Origin of the sequence: Nonomuraea roseola (assembly GCF_039535395.1) — a bacterium.
Lineage (GTDB): Bacteria > Actinomycetota > Actinomycetes > Streptosporangiales > Streptosporangiaceae > Nonomuraea > Nonomuraea roseola.
The window spans coordinates 5,130,709-5,152,807 of sequence record NZ_BAAAXC010000015.1; the positions used below are offsets into that span (position 1 = coordinate 5,130,709).

At 71.0% G+C, this 22,099-nt stretch carries 20 protein-coding genes; 15 read left to right on the forward strand and 5 right to left on the reverse strand.

The features are described from left to right. Positions 1-357 precede the first annotated feature (357 nt). From ABFX55_RS47680 to ABFX55_RS47695, 4 genes are read left to right on the forward strand one after another with little or no spacing between them, the layout of a single operon-like run. Positions 358-1,215 (forward strand): hydroxypyruvate isomerase family protein, encoded by an 858-nt coding sequence (locus ABFX55_RS47680; protein WP_346130649.1) that lies wholly within the window; start codon positions 358-360, stop codon positions 1,213-1,215. Continuing rightward, entirely contained in the window at positions 1,212-2,036 is an 825-nt protein-coding gene (locus tag ABFX55_RS47685) for an NAD(P)-dependent oxidoreductase (protein ID WP_346130651.1), read from the forward strand. The genes ABFX55_RS47680 and ABFX55_RS47685 overlap by 4 nt, the downstream gene beginning before the upstream one ends. Beyond that, entirely contained in the window at positions 2,033-3,748 is a 1,716-nt protein-coding gene (gcl, locus tag ABFX55_RS47690) for a glyoxylate carboligase (protein WP_346130653.1), read from the forward strand. The genes ABFX55_RS47685 and gcl overlap by 4 nt, the downstream gene beginning before the upstream one ends. A gap of 10 nt (positions 3,749-3,758) precedes the next feature. Next, positions 3,759-5,276, forward strand: coding sequence for an aldehyde dehydrogenase family protein (locus ABFX55_RS47695; protein ID WP_346130655.1), 1,518 nt, complete (start codon positions 3,759-3,761; stop codon positions 5,274-5,276). Here the strand turns inward: ABFX55_RS47695 and ABFX55_RS47700 are convergent. Further along, positions 5,209-6,093 (reverse strand): alpha/beta hydrolase, encoded by an 885-nt coding sequence (locus ABFX55_RS47700; RefSeq protein WP_346130657.1) that lies wholly within the window; start codon positions 6,091-6,093, stop codon positions 5,209-5,211. The genes ABFX55_RS47695 and ABFX55_RS47700 overlap by 68 nt on opposite strands. A 74-nt stretch (positions 6,094-6,167) precedes the next feature. Then, a complete protein-coding gene (locus ABFX55_RS47705; RefSeq protein ID WP_183657936.1) occupies positions 6,168-6,506 on the reverse strand; it encodes a DUF6703 family protein in 339 nt (112 codons plus the stop codon). A gap of 178 nt (positions 6,507-6,684) precedes the next feature. Here ABFX55_RS47705 and ABFX55_RS47710 point away from each other — a divergent pair, with 178 nt between their 5' ends. Further along, positions 6,685-6,975, forward strand: coding sequence for an antibiotic biosynthesis monooxygenase (locus ABFX55_RS47710; protein WP_183657939.1), 291 nt, complete (start codon positions 6,685-6,687; stop codon positions 6,973-6,975). An 85-nt stretch (positions 6,976-7,060) separates the two neighbouring features. Further along, the gene (locus tag ABFX55_RS47715) at positions 7,061-8,446 is read left to right on the forward strand and encodes a glycine--tRNA ligase (RefSeq protein ID WP_183657942.1); all 1,386 of its coding nucleotides are present in this window, start codon (positions 7,061-7,063) and stop codon (positions 8,444-8,446) included. Positions 8,447-8,490: 44 nt separating this feature from the next. Here ABFX55_RS47715 and ABFX55_RS47720 read toward each other — a convergent pair whose 3' ends face one another. Together ABFX55_RS47720 and ABFX55_RS47725 are read right to left on the reverse strand one after the other, a co-directional pair. Beyond that, positions 8,491-9,324 (reverse strand): DUF4190 domain-containing protein, encoded by an 834-nt coding sequence (locus tag ABFX55_RS47720; protein ID WP_346130659.1) that lies wholly within the window; start codon positions 9,322-9,324, stop codon positions 8,491-8,493. A gap of 203 nt (positions 9,325-9,527) precedes the next feature. After that, a complete protein-coding gene (locus tag ABFX55_RS47725; protein WP_346130661.1) occupies positions 9,528-10,439 on the reverse strand; it encodes a dienelactone hydrolase family protein in 912 nt (303 codons plus the stop codon). A gap of 147 nt (positions 10,440-10,586) precedes the next feature. On the opposite strand from ABFX55_RS47725, the gene ABFX55_RS47730 reads away from it, so the two are divergent. From ABFX55_RS47730 to ABFX55_RS47765, 8 genes are read left to right on the forward strand one after another with little or no spacing between them, the layout of a single operon-like run. Continuing rightward, entirely contained in the window at positions 10,587-10,742 is a 156-nt protein-coding gene (locus ABFX55_RS47730) for a hypothetical protein (protein ID WP_183657948.1), read from the forward strand. Then, positions 10,739-11,719, forward strand: a complete 981-nt coding sequence (locus ABFX55_RS47735) for an AAA family ATPase (protein ID WP_346130663.1) — start codon at positions 10,739-10,741, stop codon at positions 11,717-11,719. Before ABFX55_RS47730 ends, ABFX55_RS47735 begins: the two co-directional genes overlap by 4 nt. After that, positions 11,716-12,789 carry a DUF58 domain-containing protein gene (locus ABFX55_RS47740; RefSeq protein WP_346130665.1) on the forward strand — a complete coding sequence of 358 codons (1,074 nt, stop codon included), beginning with the start codon at positions 11,716-11,718 and terminating at the stop codon, positions 12,787-12,789. Before ABFX55_RS47735 ends, ABFX55_RS47740 begins: the two co-directional genes overlap by 4 nt. Then, complete coding sequence (locus ABFX55_RS47745; protein WP_346130667.1) at positions 12,786-13,727, forward strand: VWA domain-containing protein; 942 nt, start codon at positions 12,786-12,788, stop codon at positions 13,725-13,727. Before ABFX55_RS47740 ends, ABFX55_RS47745 begins: the two co-directional genes overlap by 4 nt. Positions 13,728-13,747: 20 nt before the next feature. Next, on the forward strand, positions 13,748-14,638 hold the full coding sequence (locus tag ABFX55_RS47750) for a S1C family serine protease (protein ID WP_346130669.1): 891 nt from the start codon (positions 13,748-13,750) through the stop codon (positions 14,636-14,638). A gap of 10 nt (positions 14,639-14,648) precedes the next feature. Further along, a complete protein-coding gene (locus ABFX55_RS47755; protein ID WP_183657960.1) occupies positions 14,649-15,311 on the forward strand; it encodes a response regulator transcription factor in 663 nt (220 codons plus the stop codon). Beyond that, positions 15,308-16,495 (forward strand): sensor histidine kinase, encoded by a 1,188-nt coding sequence (locus ABFX55_RS47760; RefSeq protein WP_346130671.1) that lies wholly within the window; start codon positions 15,308-15,310, stop codon positions 16,493-16,495. The genes ABFX55_RS47755 and ABFX55_RS47760 overlap by 4 nt, the downstream gene beginning before the upstream one ends. A gap of 43 nt (positions 16,496-16,538) precedes the next feature. Next, a complete protein-coding gene (locus tag ABFX55_RS47765; protein WP_346130673.1) occupies positions 16,539-18,005 on the forward strand; it encodes a serine/threonine protein kinase in 1,467 nt (488 codons plus the stop codon). On the opposite strand, the gene ABFX55_RS47770 is transcribed toward ABFX55_RS47765, so the two are convergent. After that, the gene (locus ABFX55_RS47770) at positions 18,002-19,243 is read right to left on the reverse strand and encodes a cytochrome b (RefSeq protein WP_346130675.1); all 1,242 of its coding nucleotides are present in this window, start codon (positions 19,241-19,243) and stop codon (positions 18,002-18,004) included. The two genes, ABFX55_RS47765 and ABFX55_RS47770, sit on opposite strands and share 4 nt — an antisense overlap. Positions 19,244-19,440: 197 nt before the next feature. Here ABFX55_RS47770 and ppdK point away from each other — a divergent pair, with 197 nt between their 5' ends. Beyond that, positions 19,441-22,074 carry a pyruvate, phosphate dikinase gene (gene ppdK, locus ABFX55_RS47775; RefSeq protein ID WP_346130677.1) on the forward strand — a complete coding sequence of 878 codons (2,634 nt, stop codon included), beginning with the start codon at positions 19,441-19,443 and terminating at the stop codon, positions 22,072-22,074. Positions 22,075-22,099: the final 25 nt, after the last annotated feature.

The window sequence follows — 22,099 nt, forward strand, 5'->3', positions numbered from 1 at the left end:
GAAGAGGCAGGCTCTCGCGGAGTGGTGCCCGAAGAGGTGGGCTCGCGCGCGGTGGTGCCCGAAGGGGCGGGCTCTCCTGGGGCGGCGTCCGAAGGGGTGGGCTCGCGTGGGGTGGTGCCCGGAGGGGCGGGCTCTCGTGGGGTGGCGTCCGGGGAGAGGGGCGCAGGAGCGGTGGGGGTCGGAGGGAGGCGCCCGAGCGAAATGGCGTCCCACGGGCTGGGCTCTGGGGGAGTGGTCCCCAAAGGGGCGGGTTCGGGTGGCGTCGTGTCCGGTCGGGCGGGTGTCGCAGCGGGTTCTAGTGACCTGGTCTCCCAAGGGCGGGCAGCGGGCGGCGTCACGATGGGGCTGCGGTTCGATGTGAATCTGAGCATCCTGTTCACGGATCTGCCGCTCCTCGAAAGGCCCGCCGCCGCCGCCGAAGCCGGCTTCACCGCCGTCGAGATGTGGTGGCCGTTCGACGGGCCGACCCCGTCCGACCGCGACCTCCGCGCCCTGCAGTCCGCCATAGAGGACGCCGGTGTCCAGTTGGTGGCGTTGAACTTCGACGCGGGCGACATGGCCAACGGAGACAGGGGCATGCTCACCCAGACCGACAGGTTCCTGGCGAACGTCGACGTGGCAGTGGGGCTGGCGGGCAGGCTCGGCTGCCGCATCCTCAACGCCCTGTACGGCAACACCGTCCCCGGCAGCGCCCACGCTCATAACGCGGCCCCCGGCAGTGCCGATCCAAGCAGCGCCGATCCAAGCAGCGCCGATCCAGGCAGCGCCGCCCCCGGCAGTGCCCAGACACGTGACCTCTACGCCGGACATCGGCGGGTCGCGGTCGCCAATCTCGCCCACGCCGCCAAGAAGGCCGCAGACATCGGTGCGACCGTCGTCGTCGAGGCGCTCAACAGCCACGAGAACCCCCGCTACCCCCTCACCTCCTCCCGCCAGGCCCTCGAGGTGATCGACCAGGTCGGCATGGACAACGTGAAGCTCCTCGCCGACCTCTACCACCTGCACCGCATGGGCGAGGACGTGCTCGGCCTCCTCGACACCCAGGCGCACAGGATCGGCCACGTGCAGATCGCCGACGACCCCGGACGCGGGTACCCGGGCAGCGGGCGCATGCCGTACACGGAGATCTTCAACAAGCTCGGAACCTACGCGGGCCACGTCGGGCTGGAGTACCGGCACGAGGGGCCGGGGGCGTTCGACTGGAGGAACGGATGAAGATCGGCTTCATCGGGCTCGGCATCATGGGCGCTCCCATGGCCGCCAACCTCGGCAAGGCGGGCTTCGAGGTCCGCGGTTACGACCTCAGGCCCGAAGGCAGGACGGTCGCCAGCGTGGCCGAGGCGGTCACGGGCGCCGACGTGGTCATCACCATGCTGCCCGACTCGCCGCAGGTGGAGGAGGTGCTCCCCGAGATCGTCGAGTACGGCGGGGACAACCTTCTCTACATCGACATGAGCACGATAGATCCGGAGACGTCGGTGGGGATCGCGCGGCGCCTTCCCCGCGCCCTCGACGCCCCCGTCAGCGGCGGCGAGCGGGGCGCGCTCGAAGGCAGCCTCTCGGTCATGGTGGGCGGCAAGGAGGAGGACTTCCAGCAGGCCCTGCCCGTCCTCCAGGCCGTCGGCAGGACGATCGTCCACGTCGGCCCGTCCGGCGCGGGCCAGACCGTCAAGGCCGCCAACCAGCTGGTCGTCGGCGGCACGTACGGCCTCGTCGCCGAGGCGATCCTGCTCATGGAGGCCTCGGGCGTGGACCCCGCCAAGGGCCTGGACGTGCTGGCGGGCGGCCTTGCGGGCTCCCGCGTCCTCGAGCTCAAGCGCCACTCCATGGTCGCCCGCGACTTCGCCCCAGGCTTCCGCATCGACCTGCACCACAAGGACATGGGCATCGCCACGGCCGCAGCCAGGCAGGCCGGGCTGGCGCTCCCGCTGACGGCCCTCGTCACCCAGCTCATCGCCGCCGCCAGGGCGCAGGGCCACGGCTCGCTCGACCACTCCGCCCTGCTGAAGGTGATCGAAAGGATCAACGCCGCATGAAACGAATCCCCTGCATGGAGGCGGTCGTCGCGGTGCTGGAGTCGGAGGGCGTCGACACCGTCTTCGGCATCCCCGGCGCCGCCGTCCTGCCGCTCTACGCGGCGCTGCGGACCAGCTCGATCCGTCACATCACGGTCCGCCACGAGGAGGGCGGCACGCACGCCGCCGACGGCTGGGCCAGGGTGACGGGCAACGTCGGCGTCAGCATCGGCACGAGCGGCCCCGCCGGGACCAACATGATCACCGGGCTCTACACGGCGCTGGCCGACTCCATCCCCATGATCTGCGTCACCGGCCAGGCTGCCACGGACAAACTGCACCAGGAGGCCTTCCAGGCGGTCGACATCGTGGAGATCGCCAAGCCGGTCACCAAGTGGGCGGTCCAGCTCAAGGAGCCCGCCCAGGCGCCGTGGGTGTTCCGCGAGGCGTTCAGGATCGCCAGGTCGGGACGGCCTGGCCCGGTCCTCATCGACCTGCCGATCGACGTGCAGCGCGGCACCTGCCTCTACGATCCCGCGCTGGACGCGCCGCTGCCCGTGGAGGTCCCGACGCCGAGGCGGAGCCTGGTGCGGGCCGCCCTCGACCTCCTCCAGCAGGCCAGACGGCCGATCATCCTGGCGGGAGGCGGGGTGGTGATCGGCGAGGCCGCCGAGGAGCTGCGGCAGGTCGCCGAGCGGCTGCGCGTCCCCGTCCAGGTGACGCTGATGGGCAAGGGCGCCTTCCCCGAGGACCACGCGCTGTTCGCCGGCATGGCGGGGGTGCAGACGCACACCAGGTGGGGCAACGCGGCCTTCCTCGAGAGCGACCTCGTGCTGGCCGTCGGCGCCAGGTTCGGCGACAGGCACACCGGCGACCTGGAGGTCTACCGCAAGGGCAGGACGTTCATCCACGTCGACATCGAGCCCACCCAGCTCGGCAAGGTCTTCGAGCCCGACCTCGGCATCGTCTCGCACGCCAGGCCGTTCCTGAAGGCCATGGCCGAGGCGGCACAGGAGGAGAGCGCCCCGCCGAGGGCGAGGGAGAAGTGGTCGCGCAGGGTCGCCACGCTCAGGGAGAGCCTGCCGCGCAGGGACGACTTCGACGACGTGCCGATCAAGCCGCCCAGGGTCTTCAGGGAGATCAACGACTTCTTCGGCAGGGACACCACCTTCGTCACCGCCATCGGCCTCTACCAGATCTGGTCGGGCCAGTTCCAGAAGACCTACCTGCCGAGGCGCTACCTCGTCTGCGGTCAGGCAGGGCCGCTGGGCTGGGAGGTTCCCGCCGCGATGGGCGTCAAGGTGGCCCATCCCGAACGCCAGGTCGTCGCGGTCGTCGGCGACTACTCCTTCGAGTTCCTGATGGAGGAGGTCGCCGTCGCCGCGCAGTACAGGATCCCCTTCGTCATCGTGATGATCAACAACGAGTACCTGGGGCTGATCAGGCAGGCGGAGATCCCGTACGGGATGAACTTCGCCGTCGAGCTGGGCGGCGTCGACCACGTGAAGGTCATGGAGGCCTTCGGCTGCCCCGGACGGCGCGTCGAGGCTCCGGGCGACATCCGCGACGCCCTCGCGTGGGCGTCGAAGGAGGCGGAGAAGGAGCGCCTTCCCGTGCTCGTCGAGGTCATGGTCGAGCGGGAGGCCAACGCGGCCATGGGCTCGGCCCTCGACGCGATCAAGGAGTTCGAGCCGCTGCCCGCGCTCGAGCTCGCCGTCGACTGGTCCGACTGAAGGAGCGCTCATGCTGAAGCCGGGGACCGCCTGGTCCGACGCCTACGACAGGTGCCGCGCGGCGGCGCCGGAGGCCTTCCACGACGACAGGGTGCTCAACCACTGGGGCGGGCTCTGGCAGCGCGACGGCCGTCCGACGCCGGTCTTCTCGCCCGTGGACGGCACCGCCATCGCGGGCCCGCCGCGCCTGGACAGGTCGGGCGCCGCGCGGGCCGTCCACACGGCCGTCGACGAGCACGGGCGGTGGCGCCACCTGCCGCTGTCCGAGCGCAGGGCCAGGGTGGCCGCGGCCGTGGACTCGCTCCAGGCCCACCGCGACCTGCTCGCGCTCCTGCTGGTCTGGGAGATCGGCAAACCCTGGCGTACGGCCTGCGCCGACGTGGACCGCTGCCTCGACGGCGTGCGCTGGTACCTGGAGGAGATCGAGCCCATGCTCGCCGGCAGGACGCCCCTGCCGGGCCCGGTGAGCAACATCGCCAGCTGGAACTATCCGATGAGCGTGCTCATGCACGCCATGCTGGTGCAGGCGCTGGCGGGCAACGCCGTCATCGCCAAGACGCCCACCGACGGCGGCCTGTCGTGCCTCACCCTCGCCACGGCGCTGGCCGTCAGGGAGGGGCTGCCGCTCACGCTGGTCAGCGGCGGAGGGGCGGAGCTGTCGCCGGTGCTGGTCGGCGCCCGCGAGCTGGGCTGCGTCTCCTTCGTCGGCGGCAGGGACGCGGGCGCCCAGGTCGCCACCTCGCTCGCCGAGCGCACCGGCCTGCAGGACCGCAGGCACGTGCTCGAGCAGGAGGGCCTCAACTGCTGGGGCGTCTGGGAGTACTCAGGGTGGGAGCTGCTCACCACGCAGATCAGGAAGTCCTTCGACTACGGCAAGCAGCGCTGCACCGCCTACCCTCGCTTCGTCGTGCAGAGGGAGCTGTTCCACGACTTCCTCGCCGCCTACCTGGCGGCGGTCAGAGACCTCAGGTACGGTCACCCGCTGCTGGTGGAGGCGCCCGACGACCCGCTGCCCGAGCTGGACTTCGGCCCGCTGATCAACGCCGCGAAGGCCAAGGAGCTGGCCGAGCAGGTGGAGGAGGCGATCGCCAAGGGCGCGGTCCCGCTCTACAGGGGGCCGGCGGTGGAGGGTGAGGCCTACTTCGCCCCCGTGGCGCTGCTGGACCCGCCGCGCTCCTCCCCGCTGTTCCACGCCGAGCCGTTCGGCCCCGTGGACACCGTCGTGCTGGTCGACACCGAGGCCGAGCTGCTGGCCGCGATGAACGCGAGCAACGGCGCGCTGGTCGCGACGATCTCCTGCGACGCGCCTGAGACCGCCGAACGGCTGGCCCCCGAGGTGCGGGCGTTCAAGGTGGGGATCAACCAGCCCCGCTCGCGCGGCGACAGGCAGGAGCTGTTCGGCGGGCTCGGCGCCTCGTGGCGCGGGGCGTTCGTCGGCGGGGAGCTGCTGGTGCGGGCGGTCACCCAAGGGCCTTCGGGCGAGCGCCTTCCTGGCAACTTCCCCGGTTACACGATGCTTCCCCCGTGAGGGCGATCGAGACGATCCTGTCGAGGGCGGGGTTGCCCGCCCTCAGGTAGTCGTTGTGGCCGCCGGGGCCTCCGTCGAACACCCTGGCGCCGAAGGCGGGGGTCACGGGGTCGGCGCCGTAGCCGATGGGGCCCAGCCGTACGCCCGGCCTGAAGACGTCGTCCTTCGCGCCGAGCGCGGCCCAGACCTGGGCCGGGGTGCGGAGCTCGGCCTTGGTGGCGGCGCCCATGCCGGGGCTGCCCAGCACGACGATGTCGTCGACGGGCAGTCCGGGGGCGGCCTGCCCGCACACGACCGACCCGTAGCTGTGACAGACCAGGCTGACGCGCTCCTTCCCGCGCAGCGCGGTGGCCAGCCTGCGCAGCGCCATGGCGCCCTTGGCCGCGGGCAGTGTCGTGATGACCTGCCAGTCGGTCATCTCCGGCGCGTCGTAGCCGAGCCAGCCGATGACGGCCACCGGCTCGCCAGGACTGAGCGCGGCGGCCCTGGCGTGGATGGCCCTCGCCGCTCCAGCGGGCGAGACGGAGGTGCCGTCGAAGTCGTCGAGGCTGAACCCGGTGCCCGGCACGAAGACGACCACGGTGCGGGCGGCGGCGAGGTCGCCCACCACCTCGATCGCCCTGCCGTCGCCCGCCCTGTCGTAGGCGAGCAGCTGGCGCTCGCCGCCCGAGGCCGCTCTGGTGCCGGCGTAGCGTTCGGCCAGCGCGGACGCGGTCATCGCGGGCAGCTCGAGCGGCACCGAGCCCGGCAGGCATCCGGCGCCGGAGACCGTCAGCAGGAGGGCCGCGCCGAGAAGCGTTCGTGAGGGGAACCGCATGACTCAGGACGTTACGTGGCGCGGGGGACCACCCGCGTCCCGCTGAGGTCGGATCTCGCGATGGCCCCTTGGTACTAGAGCGCCCCGAACCTGTCGGCCGCCACGAGGAGGAGGAAGGTCAGCATGGCCACGCGCAGCAGCTTGCCGCCCGCGCCGAGGGAGGGCCACGACAGGTAGGCCAGCCAGCCCACGAAGGCGACCACCGGCAGCACGGCCAGGCCGCCCAGCCAGCTGTCGAGCGCGAACCCCGCCAGCAGCAGGATCACCAGGACGGCGGGCGTGACCCAGCGCGGCACCTGGGTGAACAGGAACGTGATGGGGACGGCGCTGCGTTGCTCGACCGTCTTGCGCAGGCCCGTGGCGCCAGGCGTGAAGAACTGCTCGCCTGACGGAAGAGGCTTTCGAGTGGCCACCTCACGAGCCTAGCGCGGCACGCGCCTGCCTCTCGAGACTCGCCGCAGAACCCGGCCGCCGTGACGACGGACAGGGGCACGACGACGTAGCCTGCGGCCACGGCCGGCGCGAGCCTGGAGCGGCGGATCCTGAAGAGCACGCGTCAGGACAGGCCTCTTGTCTGACATCCTGGACCACGTGCTCGCACTGATTCGCTACACCGTTCCCGAGGCGCGCTCCCAGGAGTTCCTCAAGCAGGGCCAGGAGATCATCGACGTGCTGGCCGCCCAGCCCGGCTACCTGCGCGGCCGCCTGTGCCGTTCGGTCGACGAGCCGAACCTGTGGGCGCTCGTCAGCGAGTGGGAGGGCGCGGGCTTCTACCGCCGCGCGCTGTCCGCCGCGAGAATGGCGATGTACCCCCTCATGATCCTCATGGTGAACGAGCCCAGCGCGTTCGAGGATGTGTACGTTTCCGGGCGAGACGAATAGTCGCGCGCGGCGGTGCCCGGATGTCCCCTAAGCTGGGATCTCATCATTCCACTCGCCGACCTCCAGCCGGAAAGAGATTCAGCCAATGGCACGCCGGACCGACGTCATGGACACGATCGTCAGCCTCGCCAAGCGACGGGGGCTCGTCTACCCGTCGAGCGAGATCTACGGAGGCCTGCGCGCGTCGTGGGACTACGGTCCGCTGGGCGTGGAGCTGAAGAACAACGTCAAGCGGCAGTGGTGGCTGTCGATGGTCCAGGCCCGCGAAGACGTGGTCGGCCTCGACTCCTGCGTCATCCTGGCTCCCGAGGTGTGGCAGGCCAGCGGCCACGTCGAGACCTTCACCGACCCGCTGACCGAGTGCCAGTCCTGCCACAAGCGCTTCCGCGCCGACCACCTCGTCGAGGCGTACGAGGAGAAGCACGGCAAGGCCCCCGAGCACGGCCTGGCTGACCTGAGCTGCCCCAACTGCGGCAACAAGGGCGCCTTCACCGAGCCGCGCCAGTTCAGCGGCCTGCTGAAGACCTACCTCGGCCCGGTCGAGGACGAGTCGGGCCTGGCCTACCTGCGTCCCGAGACGGCGCAGGGCATCTTCATCAACTACGCCAACGTGCAGCAGTCGGCGCGCAAGAAGGTACCGTTCGGCATCGGCCAGATCGGCAAGTCCTTCCGCAACGAGATCACGCCGGGCAACTTCATCTTCCGCACCCGCGAGTTCGAGCAGATGGAGATGGAGTTCTTCGTCAAGCCCGGCACCGACGAGGAGTGGCACCAGTACTGGATCGACGAGCGCTTCCGCTGGTACTCCGACCTGGGCATCAACAAGGACAACCTCCGGCTCTACGAGCACCCCAAGGAGAAGCTGTCGCACTACTCCAAGCGCACCGTCGACGTGGAGTACCGCTTCAACTTCACCGGCTCGGAGTGGGGCGAGCTCGAGGGCATCGCCAACCGCACCGACTTCGACCTGACCGCGCACGGCAAGGCGTCGGGCGTTGACCTGTCCTTCTTCGAGCAGGACACGGGCGAGCGCTACGTGCCCTACGTCATCGAGCCGGCCGCCGGTGTCGACCGCGCCACGCTGACCTTCCTGCTCGACGCCTACACCGAGGACGAGGCGCCCAACGCCAAGGGCGTCATGGAGAAGCGCACGGTGCTGCGCCTCGACCACAGGCTCGCCCCCGTCAAGGTCGCGGTGCTGCCGCTGTCGCGCAACGCCGACCTGTCGCCCAAGGCCAAGGACCTCGCCGCCCAGCTGCGCAAGCGCTGGAACGTCGAGTTCGACGACGCGGGCGCCATCGGCCGCCGCTACCGCCGCCAGGACGAGATCGGCACGCCGTTCTGCATCACGGTCGACTTCGACACCCTCGACGACCAGGCCGTGACCATCCGCGAGCGCGACTCGATGGGTCAGGAGCGCATCTCCCTCGACCAGGTCGAGTCCTACCTGCGCCAGCACCTCAACGACTGACGCGAGATCAGGAAGAAGGGGGGCGGTCTCACCGCCCCCCTTTCTCATATGTCGTAGCAGGCGACCCGCTGGTCGTAGACCCAGTCGGCGTCGCTCGGGTAGCGGGTCCACAGCTTCCCCTCGGCCCTGTGGCGCGTCCTGTCCTCACATCCCTGTACGGCCAGCCGCGCGACCTCCTGCTTGCCCGGCCAGGGGCCCTTCGGCAGGGCGAACGCCGCGAGCAGCTTGCCTTCGTGCGGCTTGTCGCAGGCGACGAACCGCACGAACTTGTCGCCGTCGAGCACCTCGTTCGCGCACGTGCCCACGAGGAGCTCGGCGGCGTGGACGAGCGTGCCCTCGAGCACTTCCTCCTCCGGCCGGACAGGGCGTGCGGAGGCGCCCGAGCCCACCAGCCTTCCGCCGCTCACGCCGCTCACGCCGTTCACCATGTAGCACGGCGCCCGGCCCCCGCCGGTGGCGAAGGACAGGAAGCTCAGGTTCTCGTCGGCCGTCGTGCGCTCCAGCAGGGCCGCGCAGGCCTCCTCGGCCTTCTCGTCGTCGGGGGCGGAGACGAGGCCGAGGAACTCGCCCTGGTGCGGGGCCTCGCACCAGACGAGCGGCACGTAGTGGTCGGCGTTGTCCAGTCCGTCGACGCAGTCGCCCACCTCGGCGGCGTCGAAGGCCACGTGCCCCTCGGGCGTGGCGAATGACTCGTACAGCCTGATCCCGCCGTACACCGCGCCCGCGCCCGCCAGCGGGAAGACCAGGCTCATCGCCAGCCCGGCGATCGCCATGGCCCTGCCCGCGTCGCCCGAGCGCCTGATGCGCACCAGCGCGGCGGCGGCGAAGGGGATCGCCACGGGGAAGCAGGCGAGTAGGCCGAGTATCAGCGCGACCACGGCGAAGGGCTCGGTCCTTCGGGGGGACGCCGGGCCGGGCGGAGTCCAGTCGTAGCTGTCGGGGGGGTGCGAAGTTCACCAGGCGCATCATTCCAGACACCGCGCCCAGAGCAGGGCGGCCGTCGGCTGCGACGACAGGCCGCTGGGCGACGTCTGCCGCCAGGGGTGAAACCTCTCGGTGTCGACCTGCGCGTGAGCGCGGCTCAGGCCAGGTGCGTGCCGAACCAGTCGAGGACCCGCTGGTAGGCCTGGGCCGCGGCCTGGGCGTTGTAGCGCTGGCCCGTGTCGTTGAAGAAGGCGTGGCCGACGCCGGGGAAGGTGACGATCTCGTGGGTGAGCCCCGCCTTCTCCAGCGCGGCCCGCGCCGCGTCGCGGGTGGCGTTCACCCGGTCGTCCTGCTCGGCGTAGACGCCGAGGACGGCCGCCCTCGTGCCGGCGAAGTCGGCGCCGTCGGGCAGCGGGCCGTAGAAGGGCACGGCGGCGGCCAGGCGCGGCTCGGCGTTCGACAGCAACAGCCAGGTCATCCCGCCGCCGAAGCAGAACCCCACCATGCCGAGCTTGGTGCCGGGCGCCCTGACGGCCAGTTCGTCCAGCGCCGCCTTCATGTCGGCGACGAACCGCTCGGGCGGGATCTCGCCGAGCTTGGCCGTGGCCTGGGCGGTGTCGCTGAAGGACTCCGTGCCGCCCTCGCGTGAGAGCAGGTCGAGGGCGAGCGCGGAGTAGCCGCTGGCGGCCAGCCGCCCCGCGACGGAGCGGGTGTGGTCGTTGAGCCCGCGGTTCTCGTGGATGACCAGGACCGCGCCCTTGCCGTTCGGCGCCTGGGCCCAGGCGCCGCGCAGGGTGGCGTCCTCGGGACCCGCGAAGGTGATGGCCTCCGTCGGCAGGGGTGAAGGACCTGCGGGGGAGGCGGTCGGGCTCGGTGAGGGGCTGGCCGTGGGTGTGCTCGGCACGGCGGCCTGCCCGTCCGCCCCGCAGGCGGTCAGCAGCGCGGTGGCCGCGGGCAGCCCGAGGCCGAGCAGGGCCAGCCTGCGCAGCGCTTCACGCCGAGAGATGAGCCCTTCGACGTGGTCGAGTGCGATCTCCTCGGCGAGGTAGCGCTTGAAGGGTGACATCATGCCCGGATCGTAGGCCGCGCCGGCGAAAGACCGGGTAAAGGGCGGCTCCGTGCGACACCGAAAATTCAGATAAAGACGAGCGTTACGCCGGTTTTCGCGCCCTCTTGATGACATTCCTCGTGAACCTACGAAGGGACATGAGGATCCATGGCACGCACATCACGCTGGAAGGTGGGGGCCGTCGTACTGGCCGGTGTCGCGCTCGTCATGACGGGGAGCGCGGCCTCGTTCGCCGAACCGGAGCCGACGGCGCTCGAACTCAGAGTCGTGGTCGACGACTGCCCGCACGAGGTCACGCCATGACCGAGCCCGACCTGCTGGAGCAGGCGCTGTTCGAGGTCAAGAGGGTGATCGTCGGGCAGGACCACATGGTCGAACGCCTGATGGTCGCGGTCCTGGCCAAGGGGCACTGCCTGCTCGAAGGGGTGCCGGGCATCGCGAAGACGCTCGCGGCCGAGACGCTTGCCACCGTGGTCGGCGGCTCGTTCGCGCGCATCCAGTTCACGCCCGACCTGGTGCCCTCCGACATCGTCGGCACCAGGATCTACCGCCCGTCCACCGAGAGCTTCGACATCGAGCTCGGGCCCGTCATGGCGAACCTCGTGCTCGCCGACGAGATCAACAGGGCGCCCGCCAAGGTGCAGTCGGCGCTGCTGGAGATCATGGCGGAGCGCCAGGTCAGCATCGGCGGCGTCACGCATCCGATGCCCGCGCCCTTCCTGGTGCTGGCCACGCAGAACCCGATCGAGTCCGAGGGCGTCTACCACCTGCCCGAGGCGCAGCGCGACCGCTTCCTGATGAAGATCGACGTGGGCTATCCCAGCGAGTCGGAGGAGCTGGCGATCGTCTACAGGATGAGCGTGGACCCGCCCGTCCCCCAGCCCGTCCTCGACCCCGCGCGGATCGTCGCCCTGCAACGGCGGGCGGAGGAGGTGTTCGTCCACCATGCGATCGCGGAGTACGCGGTGCGGCTTGTCCTCACCACCAGGGAGCCCGCGCGGTACGGCCTGCAGGACGTCGAGCGGTCGCTGGCGTTCGGCGCCTCGCCGAGGGCCACGCTCGGGCTGCTGGCCGCGGCGCGGGCCCTGGCGCTGCTGAGGGGGCGCGACTACGTGCTGCCCGACGACGTGCGCGACCTGGCGCACGACGTGATGGCGCACAGGCTCGTGCTGTCGTTCGACGCTCTCGCGGAGGGCGTCACGTCGAGGGACATCGTGGACAGGCTGGTCGAGACCGTGCCGCTGCCCGTGGTCGCTCCACAGCAGGAGGCGGCGGCATGAGGCCCTACCTGGCCGCCGAGCCGGCCCTGCGCAGGCTGGAGCTGATCGTCACCCGCCGGCTCGACGGCCTGCTGCAGGGCGAGCACCTGGGCCTGGTGCCGGGGCAGGGCAGTGAGCCCGCGGAGGCCAGGCCGTACCAGGCGGGCGACGACGTGCGGCGCATCGACTGGAACGTCACGGCGCGCACCGCCGCGCCGCATGTCAGGGACCTGGTCGTGGACAGGGAGCTGGAGGTGTGGACGCTGCTCGACGCCACCGCGAGCATGGACTTCGGCACCGCGAAGATGGAGAAGAGGGAGCTGGCCCTGGCCGCTGTGGCGGCGGTCGGGTTCCTGACGCAGCGCACGGGCAACAGGATCGGGGCGCACCTGCTGCACGGCGGCGGGGTGCGCAGGCTGCCCGCGAGGACGGGCAGGCCGCACCTCATGGCGCTGCTGCAGGAGATGTTCGGGCTGCCGCGCACCTCCCCGGGGGTGGCGGAGCCGCCCCTCGCGGCGGCGCTCGAACAGCTCGGCAGGGTGGTACGGCGGCGCGGCCTGGTCGTGGTGGTCTCCGACTTCCTCGACGACCCGCGCTCGTGGGAGGGGCCGTTGCGGCGTCTTGGGGTCAGGCACCAGGTGCTGGCCGTGGAGGTCGTCGACCCTCGCGAACTGGCCCTGCCCGACGTCGGGGTGCTGACGCTGATCGACCCCGAGAGCGGCAGACGCAGGGAGGTGTCCACGGGCGACGCCAGGCTGCGCCTGCGGTACGCCGAGGCGGCCGCCGCCCAGCGCGCGGCCATCTCGGCCGCGCTGCGCGGGACGGGCGCCACGCACCTGCGGTTGCGCACGGACGGCGACTGGGTGCGTGACCTCGTCGAGCACGTGCTGCGCCAGCGCAGGCTCGCGCGCCTGGCCCCGGCACCCCGCGCCACCGCCGTGCGCGGGGGTTCTGACGGGGACACCACCTCGGGCTTTTCGTCCCCGGACCGGAGCGAGGGCCGAGGCCCACGGGGGAGCGGGGTCGTTTCCGAAGGCCCCGCCGCTCCGGGCAGGCCGTGGGGGAGAGGTCCTGGAGGTGAGGCGGCATGAGCCTGCTGGCGCCCATCTGGCTGCTCCTGCTGATCCCCGTGGCGCTCATCGCCGTCACCTACCTCGTGATGTCGAGGCGGCGCAGCGCCTACGCCGTCCGTTTCAGCAACCTCGACCTGCTGGACAAGGTCGCGCCCAAGAGCCCCGGCTGGCGCAGGCACGCCCCCGCCGCGGCGCTGCTGGCGATGCTGGTGCTGCTCGTGGTGGGCTTCGCCAGGCCGACCGCGGAGGTCCAGGTCCCGAGGGAGCGCGCGACGATCATGGTCGCGTTCGACGTCTCCGCCTCGATGGAGGCCACGGACGTCGCGCCCGACCGCTTCACCGCCGCCCGCGAGGCCGCCCGCCAGTTCGTCGAGGGCCTGCCGCCGCGCTTCAACCTGGGCCTCGTCGCCTTCTCCGGCCAGGCGTCGGTGGCCGTTCCGCCGACCACGGACAGGCAGGCGGTGCTGGCCGCGCTCGGCAGGCTCACCACCGCCTCGGGCACGGCGATCGGAGAGGCCGTCCACTCCTCGCTGGAGGCCATCCAGGGGCTCGACACCGAGCAGGAGCCGCCGCCCGCGCACATCGTGCTGCTGTCGGACGGCTCCAACACCACGGGCCGCCCCCTTCCCGAGGCCGCGAGGGCGGCCGCCGAGCGAGGGGTGCCCGTCACGACCATCGCGTACGGCACGCAGACCGGCACCATCGACATCCAGGGCAACCAGATCCCCGTTCCCGTCGACGCCCCCGCGCTCCAGGAGCTGGCCCGTTCGGCGGGCGGCGGCTTCTACGAGGCGGCCAGCGGCGACGAGCTGCAGGCGGTCTACGACGACATCGGCACCTCGGTCGGCTACCGGACGGAGCGGCAGGAGATCTGGCCGTGGTTCGTCGGAGCTGGCCTGCTGCTGGCCGCGCTGGCGGCGATCGGCTCGATGCTGTGGTTCTCGAGGCTGCCATGACCACGACGAGGGATCACACCATGAACGGTCTGGGCGAGCCGCGAGGCCCCGACTTCCGCTCGGGCACGCTGCCCGGGCACCGGCAGGGGCTCACGCCACCGACGCCTGTCGCGGGCGGCAGGGTGGCGGCCGCCCCCAGAGGCCGCCTCCTGGTGACCGCCGCGCTCGTCGCCGCGCTCACCGGCGGGGCGGCGGGTGTCGCGGGGGCGCGGCTCATCGAAGGGTCCGAGCCCGCCCCCGCGGCCCTGCCCCGCGTCCCCGCCGCCCAGGCCCCCGGCCAGGGACAGAGCCAGGGACAGAGCCAGGGACAGGGCAGGACACCGGCACAGGGGCTCAGCGCCACCGCAGCCCAGGTGCTGCCCAGCGTGGTTTCCGTCGAGACCAGGAGGGGCAGCGGCTCGGGCTTCGTGATCGACGCCAGCGGTCACGTGCTGACCAACGCCCATGTCGTCGGCCTCGGCACCACCGCTACCGTGGTGCTGAACGACGGACGCAGGCTGGGCGCCACGGTGGTCGGCGAGGACGAGGACGAGGACCTGGCCGTCCTGAGGGTCGGCGACGCCTCGGGCCTCACCCCCGCCAGGCTCGGCAGGTCGAGCGAGCTGGCCGTCGGCGACCAGGTGCTGGCCATCGGCTCCCCTCTCGGCCTGTCGGGGACGGTGACCGCGGGCATCGTCAGCGCCCTGGACAGGGAGGTGGGGCTGGGCGGCAGCAGCAGGCGCACCGCCGTACAGACCGACGCCTCCATCAACCCGGGCAACTCCGGTGGCCCGCTGGTCAACGCCCGGGGAGAGGTGGTGGGGGTGAACACCGCGATCGCGACGAGCAGGGGCGGAGGCAACATCGGGATCGGCTTCGCGATCCCGATCGACAGAGCCGCTCCGATCGCGGAAAGCATCATCCGAAACTAGGGTGCACAGCATGCGACTACTGGTCGTCGAAGACGAGGAGGACCTGGTCGACGCGTTGCGCGTGGGCCTGATCCGGGCCGGTTACGCCGTGGACGTCGCCTACGACGCCCCCTCGGCGGCGGAGAAGCTCCAGGTGAACACCTATGACCTGGTGCTGCTCGACCTGAACCTGCCAGGTGGCGACGGCTTCCAGCTCTGCCGTACGGCCAGGGCCTCGGGAAGCGGGGTGCGGATCATCATGGTGACCGCCCGCGACCGCCTCGACGACAGGGTCAGGGGCCTGGACGAGGGCGCGGACGACTACCTGGTCAAGCCGTTCGCCTTTCCCGAGCTGCTGGCCAGGGTGCGGGCGCTGCTGCGCAGAGAGACCGGCGGGACCTCCGTGCTCGAGGTGGGAGCGCTGCGGATCGACACCGCGCGCATGGAGGTCTCGCTGGGCGGCAGGTCGCTGGCGCTGACGCCCAAGGAGTACGGCGTGCTGCACTACCTCATGACCAAGCCAGGCCATGTGGTCTCCAGCGAGGAGCTGCTGGAGCACGTGTGGGACGAGCACGCCGACCCCTTCACCAACACCGTCCGCGTCACGGTCGGCAACCTGCGCCGCAAGCTGCAGGAGGAGGGGCTGATCGAGACGGTGATCAGCAGGGGGTACCGGCTGAGGGAGGACGCATGATCCATACCATCAGGTTCAGGATGACCGTGCTCTACTCGGCCCTGCTGTTCACGCTGGCCGCTCTGGTCCTGGGCGGCATCTACTACGTGGTGTCCACCTCGACCGAGCAGCGCCCCTACACCACCGAGTACGCCAAGACCTACCGTTCTAACGGCGAGTACCTGGGCAAGGCCCCTGTCGTCTTCGTCGAGGAGGTCGAGAACGCCATCAACGTCAAGACGATGGCCACCCTGCGCGACTACTCCCTGGCCACGCTCGTCTTCCTCTTCGTGGCCAGCCTCCTCATCGGCTGGATCCTGTCGGGCAGGGTGCTGCGCCCGGTCAGGGCGATCACCCGCACCACCGACGAGATCCAGGCCACCGACCTGTCCAGGAGGATCAGGCTCGAAGGACCGAAGGACGAGCTGCGCGACCTGGCCGACACCGTCGACACGATGCTCGACAGGCTGGAGGAGGCCTTCAGGGCGCAGCGCCAGCTCATCGACGACGCCTCGCACGAGCTGCGCAGCCCGTTGACGATCATCAGGACCAACGTCGACGCGGTCCTGGCCTCGCCCGAGGCCACCGAGGAGGAGCGGGCCCGCGCGGTCGCGATCGTGGACCGCGCGACCACGCGCATGACCAGGCTGGTGGAGGATCTGCTGGCCAGCGCCAGGCGCCAGGGCACCGCCTTCGCCGACAGCGACCTCGACCTGACCCAGGTGGCCGACGAGGCCGCCGAGGAGTACACCGCGCTGGCCCAGGCCCGCGGCCTCACGCTGACCCGATCGCTGACCGGGGAGCTGCCCATGACAGGCGATCACGACGCGCTGCGCAGGGCGGTGGCCAACCTGCTGTCCAACGCCGTACGGCTCTCGCCCCCCGGCGGCACGGTCGAGGTGGCGGCGGGCAGGCAGGGCGGCTGGCTCTGGACGGCCGTCCGCGACGGGGGCCCCGGCCTCTCCGAGGAGGACAGGCCGCGCGTCTTCGACAGGTTCTGGCGCGGCGAGGCCAGCCGCAAGGACCGGCACACCGGGCTCGGCCTGGCGATCGTCAGGCAGATCGTGGAGTCGCACGGAGGGCGGGTGGCGGTCTTCTCCCAGCTGGGCGAGGGCAGCACGTTCGTGCTCTGGCTGCCGTCGCGCGCGGGCGCCGAGAGCCCGGTGCCGACGATCAATCCCCTCGCTGGTGTCGTGAACATATAGGTTGGCTCGGAATACGAGGAAATCTGAGTCATTGGCGGGATATATGCCGGAAATGCTGGACGGGCGCTACCAGCTGGACGAGCCGATCGGGCGCGGCGGTATGGGCGAGGTCTGGCGGGGACACGACCCGCGGACCGGCAGGGCGGTGGCCGTCAAGATCCTCGCGCCGCAGGTGACGCAGCCCGCCGCCCGCGAGCGCTTCGCCCGCGAGGCGAGGGCCGCGGCGCAGATCGTGCACTCCAACGTGGTCACCGTCTTCGACACCGGTGAGCAGGACGGCCGCCCCTACCTGGTGATGGAGCTGCTGACGGGCCGCAGCCTGGCCGACGAGCTGACCGACGGCCACAGGTACGGCATCGCCGAGGTGTGCCGCCTGATGAGCCAGGCCGCCTCCGGCCTCGACGCCGCGCACAAGGCCGGAGTGATCCACCGCGACATCAAGCCCGCCAACCTGCACAGGACGGCCGACGGCACCCTCAAGATCGTCGACTTCGGCATCGCCCAGGTGGCCAGCGAGACCTCCCGCCTCACGACGGTCGGCACGGTCGTCGGCACCGCGGCCTACCTCGCCCCCGAGCAGATCAACGGGGAGGCGGGCACCGCGGCCTCCGACCTCTACGCCCTCGGTTGCGTCGCCTACGAGTTGCTGTGCGGGCAGCCGCCCTTCTCGGGCGGGGCCGCCGACCTGATGCGCAAGCACATCTTCGAGCCGCCTGTGCCACCCGCCCAGATCAGGCCCGACGTGCCTGCGGGGCTGGACAGGCTCATCGTCGCCATGCTCGCCAAGGAGCCCGCAGGCCGTCCCGCCAACGCCGAGCAGGTACGGCAGGCCTTCGCGGCCTTCGCCTTCCCCGCCGTGACGGCCCCGAATCCCACGGCCGTCATGCCGGCGCCCGACGCCGCGGCGACGGCGGACCTGCGCAGGGGCGCCACGATGCCGGTGACGGGCGCGTGGGCGGCCGAGCCTCCCGCCCCCTCCGAGCCGAGCCGGCAGAACAGGCGGCTGATCCTGCAGGCGGTGGCCGGTGTGGCGGTGATCGCGGCGGTGGCTCTCGGCGTGACGCTGCTCAACGGCGGCTCGGGCACGCCGTCCCCGACGCCCACGAGCGCGCCCGTCTCCACGCCCGCCACGCAGCCCGCGCCTGAGCCGACCCCCTCGCCGACCCCGGTGGAGTCGCTGAGGGAGACGGGCTCGCCCGAGCCGGAGGACGACGAAGGCGACGACGGCGAGACCAAGGCCTACGCGCCCTCCGGTGGCTGGCAGAAGTGGCTCGGTGAGTTCGACAGGGCCGTCCTGCTGCAGGAGGCCGAGGGCGGCATCGACCCGAAGACCGCCGCCAAGGCGCACGAGCAGATCCGCGAGGCGGCCAGGGCGGCGGTGGCGGGTGACGAGAGCGCGGCTCAGGACAAGGTCCTGAGCCTGACCCGTGACCTGTTCAAGGATCTGCGCAAGGGCAAGCTCAAGAACGGTCCGCTGACGGATTTCCTCAAGGGCGCGGGCCTGCGCTAGCGGCCCCTGGCCCGGCACACGGCCAGCGTGACGGCGTAGGCGAGGGGCGGAAGCACGAGGACGGCGACGCGCAGGCCGTACAGGACGACGGGGTGGGCGGTCCACGTGGCCGCCCAGACCACGGTGAACAACGTGATCACCGCGATCCCGAGGGCGGTGCGGACGGGGGCGGCGCTCGGCAGGTCGAGCACGTCGTGCGTCCGCCTGTCGCCGGTGAAGCGCCGCTCCAGCGAGGGATAGAGCAGCAGCACCGTGAAGAAGGCGGCCAGCGCCAGCATCGGCAGCAGCAGGCCGAGCGAGAGCGTGAAGCCGCCGAGGGTCAGCTCCCAGGCGGGCACCAGCCGCAGGGCGCCGTCCAGGACGCCGTAGTACCAGAACGGCTGCGCGGAGGGCGGCGGCCCTGCGGGGGTGTAGGCGCCGTGCAGCCAGACGGGGTTCACGATCACCAGCGTGGCCAGCGCGGAGATCAGCGCGAACGTGCCGAGCGAGGTGATGCCCTGCTTCACCACGAAGGAGGGGAAGAACGGCACGCCGCTCACGCCCGGCCCCCTGAAGTCGGTGTGCTTCTGCCTCCAGGTGAGGACCAGCGCGTGCAGCGGCACCAGCGCGGCCAGAATCCCGGGGACCAGCAGCACGTGCGCGACGAACAGGCGGGGGACGGCGTCGCCGGGGAAGGACCCGCCGAACAGGAACGCCGACAGGTAGGTGCCGACCAGCGGGATCGACAGCAGCAGGCTGTCGGCCTGGCGCAGACCCGTCCCGCCGAGCTGGTCGGCGGGTAACGAGACGCCGAGGAACGACTCGAACAGCACCAGGGCGAAGAGCGTCACGCCGATCATCCAGGTCAGCTCGCGCGGCCTGCGGAAGGCGCCGGTGAAGAAGACGCGGAACAGGTGGGCCACGATCGACAGCACGAACACCGTCGCGGCCCAGTGGTGCAGCTGCCGTACCAGCAGGCCGCCGCGCACCTCCGTGGAGATCGCCACGACCGACGCGTACGCCTCTTCGGGGTGCGGCTTGTAGAACAGCGTCAGGAACGTGCCCGTCAGCAGCAGCATCACGAACGCGTAGAGGGCCAGCTCGCCCAGCAGGAAGCTCCAGTGGCCGGGGAACAGCTTGCGCAGGTTCGGCGCGAGCCAGCGGCCGAGGCCCAGCCGGTCGTCCAGATAGCCCGCCGTGCCTGTCGCCGCGCGCGCGGAGCCCGCCAGGAGCCTTTCGCGCCGGGTGGGGGTGGCCATGACGCGATTGTGCGCCGCATATGGCGATGGTTCAAGAAATTGGTTTACACCAATTGGTATAAACCAATTGAATTTCAGTGGATTAGACCGGTGTATAGGGCTTGACCTGGCGAAACAGGGACTTAACCGAGGGGTGCAGTTTCAAGTCGGTCTTTATCGGTAGAGTCCGGGACGGAGGCGTTCACAAAGGAGTTGCGGTGGCCAAGTACGTTTACGACTTCACCGAGGGCAACAAGGATCTCAAGGATCTTCTCGGAGGTAAGGGCGCCAATCTGGCCGAGATGACCAATCTCGGACTGCCCGTCCCCCCTGGATTCACGATCACCTCTCAGGCGTGCCGCCACTACCTGGCGGAGGGCGCAGTCCCTGACGGGCTCGAGGCGGAGGTCGCCGAGCACCTGGCGGCGCTGGAGTCCGCGATGGGCAAGAAGCTCGGCCAGGCCGACGACCCGCTGCTGGTCAGCGTTCGCTCAGGCGCCAAGTTCTCGATGCCGGGCATGATGGAGACGGTGCTGAACATCGGGCTCAACGACGAGTCCGTGCACGGCCTGGCCAAGCAGGCCGGCGGCAACGAGCGCTTCGCCTGGGACTCCTACCGCAGGCTCATCCAGATGTTCGGCAAGACCGTCCTCGGCATCGACGGCGACCTGTTCGAGCACGCCCTCGAGTCGCTCAAGGGCTCCCGCCAGGACACCGACCTGGCGGCGGAGGAGCTGCAGGCGCTGGTCGAGACCTTCAAGGGCATCGTCCGCTCGGAGACGGGCAAGGACTTCCCCTCCGACCCGCGCGACCAGATGCGCCTGGCCGTCATGGCCGTCTTCGACTCGTGGAACGCCCCCCGCGCCATCCTCTACCGCCGCCAGGAGCGCATCCCCGCCGACCTGGGCACCGCGGTGAACATCGTGGCCATGGTCTTCGGCAACCTCGGCGAGGACTCGGGCACGGGCGTGGCCTTCACCCGTGACCCCGGCTCGGGCCGTCAGGGCCTCTACGGCGACTACCTGCAGAACGCCCAGGGCGAGGACGTCGTCGCCGGCATCCGCAACACCATCCCGCTGCAGGAGCTCGAGCGCATCGACAAGCGCTCCTACGACGAGCTGCTGCAGATCATGGAGAAGCTCGAGAACCACTACCGTGACCTGTGCGACATCGAGTTCACCATCGAGCGGGGCAAGCTCTGGATGCTGCAGACCAGGGTCGGCAAGCGCACCGCCGCCGCCGCGTTCTGCATCGCCACCCAGCTGGTCGACCAGGGCCTCATCAGCATCGACGAGGCGGTCACCAGGATCACGGGCGACCAGCTCGCCCAGCTGATGTTCCCCCGCTTCTCCTCGGAGGGCGAGCGCAGGCTCCTCACCAAGGGCATGAACGCCTCACCCGGCGCCGCGGTGGGCAAGGTCGTCTTCACCTCCGAGCGCGCCATCGAGCTGGCCGGGCAGGGCGAAGACGTCATCCTGGTCAGGCGTGAGACCAACCCCGACGACCTGTCCGGCATGATCGCCGCCAGGGGTGTGCTGACCTCGCGCGGCGGCAAGACCTCGCATGCGGCCGTGGTCGCGCGCGGCATGGGCAAGACGTGCGTCTGCGGGGCCGAGGAGCTGGAGGTCTCCACCTCCTCGCGCAGCTTCACCGCGCCGGGCGGGGTCACCGTCAACGAGGGCGACGTCATCTCCATCGACGGCTCCACGGGCGAGGTCTTCCTCGGCGAGGTGCCGGTCATGGACTCGGCGGTGGTCGAGTACTTCGAGGGCGCCGCCCCGCAGGACGACCTCGTCCGCGCGGTGGACCGGATCATGAAGCACGCCGACGAGGTGCGCACGCTCGGCGTGCGGGCCAACGCCGACAACGCCGAGGACTCCGCGCGCGCCAGGCGCTTCGGGGCGGCGGGCATCGGGCTGTGCCGTACCGAGCACATGTTCCTCGGCGATCGCCGTCAGCTGGTCGAGGATCTGGTGCTCGCCTCCTCCGAGGAGGAGCGGCAGTCCGCCCTCGACGCGCTCGAACCCCTCCAGAAGAGCGACTTCATCGAGATCTTCCAGGCCATGGACGGCCTGCCGGTGACGATCAGGCTCATCGACCCGCCGCTGCACGAGTTCCTTCCCGACCTGGTGGAGCTGTCGGTGAAGGTGGCCAAGGGCGACGCCTCGGACAAGGAGCGCGCCCTGCTGGTCGCCGTCAAGCGGCTGCACGAGCAGAACCCGATGCTCGGCCTCAGGGGCGTACGGCTCGGCCTGGTCATCCCCGGCCTGTTCGCCATGCAGGTCAGGGCCATCGCCGAGGCCGCCCGCGAGGTTCGGGGCGCCAGGCCCGAGATCATGATCCCGCTGGTCGCCGCCGTACAGGAGCTGGAGGCGGTACGCGAGGAGGCGGTCGGCATCCTGGCCGAGGTCGGCGTCGACGCGCTCGTCGGCACCATGATCGAGACACCCAGGGCCGCGCTCACGGCGGGACAGATCGCCGAGGCCGCGCAGTTCTTCTCCTTCGGCACCAACGACCTGACGCAGATGGCGTGGGGCTTCTCCCGCGACGACGTCGAGGCCGCCTTCTTCTCCCGCTACCTGGAGCTTGGCATCTTCGGCGTCTCCCCGTTCGAGACCCTCGACAGGGACGGCGTCGGCCGCCTGGTCAGGATCGCGGCGGAGGAGGGCAGGAAGGCCAGGCCCGACCTCAAGCTCGGCATCTGCGGCGAGCACGGCGGCGATCCCGACTCGGTCCACTTCTGCCACGAGGCCGGGCTCGACTACGTGTCGTGCTCGCCGTTCAGGGTTCCCGTCGCCCGCCTGGAGGCGGCCCGCGCCGCCCTCCAGGAGAGTGCCTCCGACACCCGCTGACCGTCGCGCCCGGACCCCCGGCCTG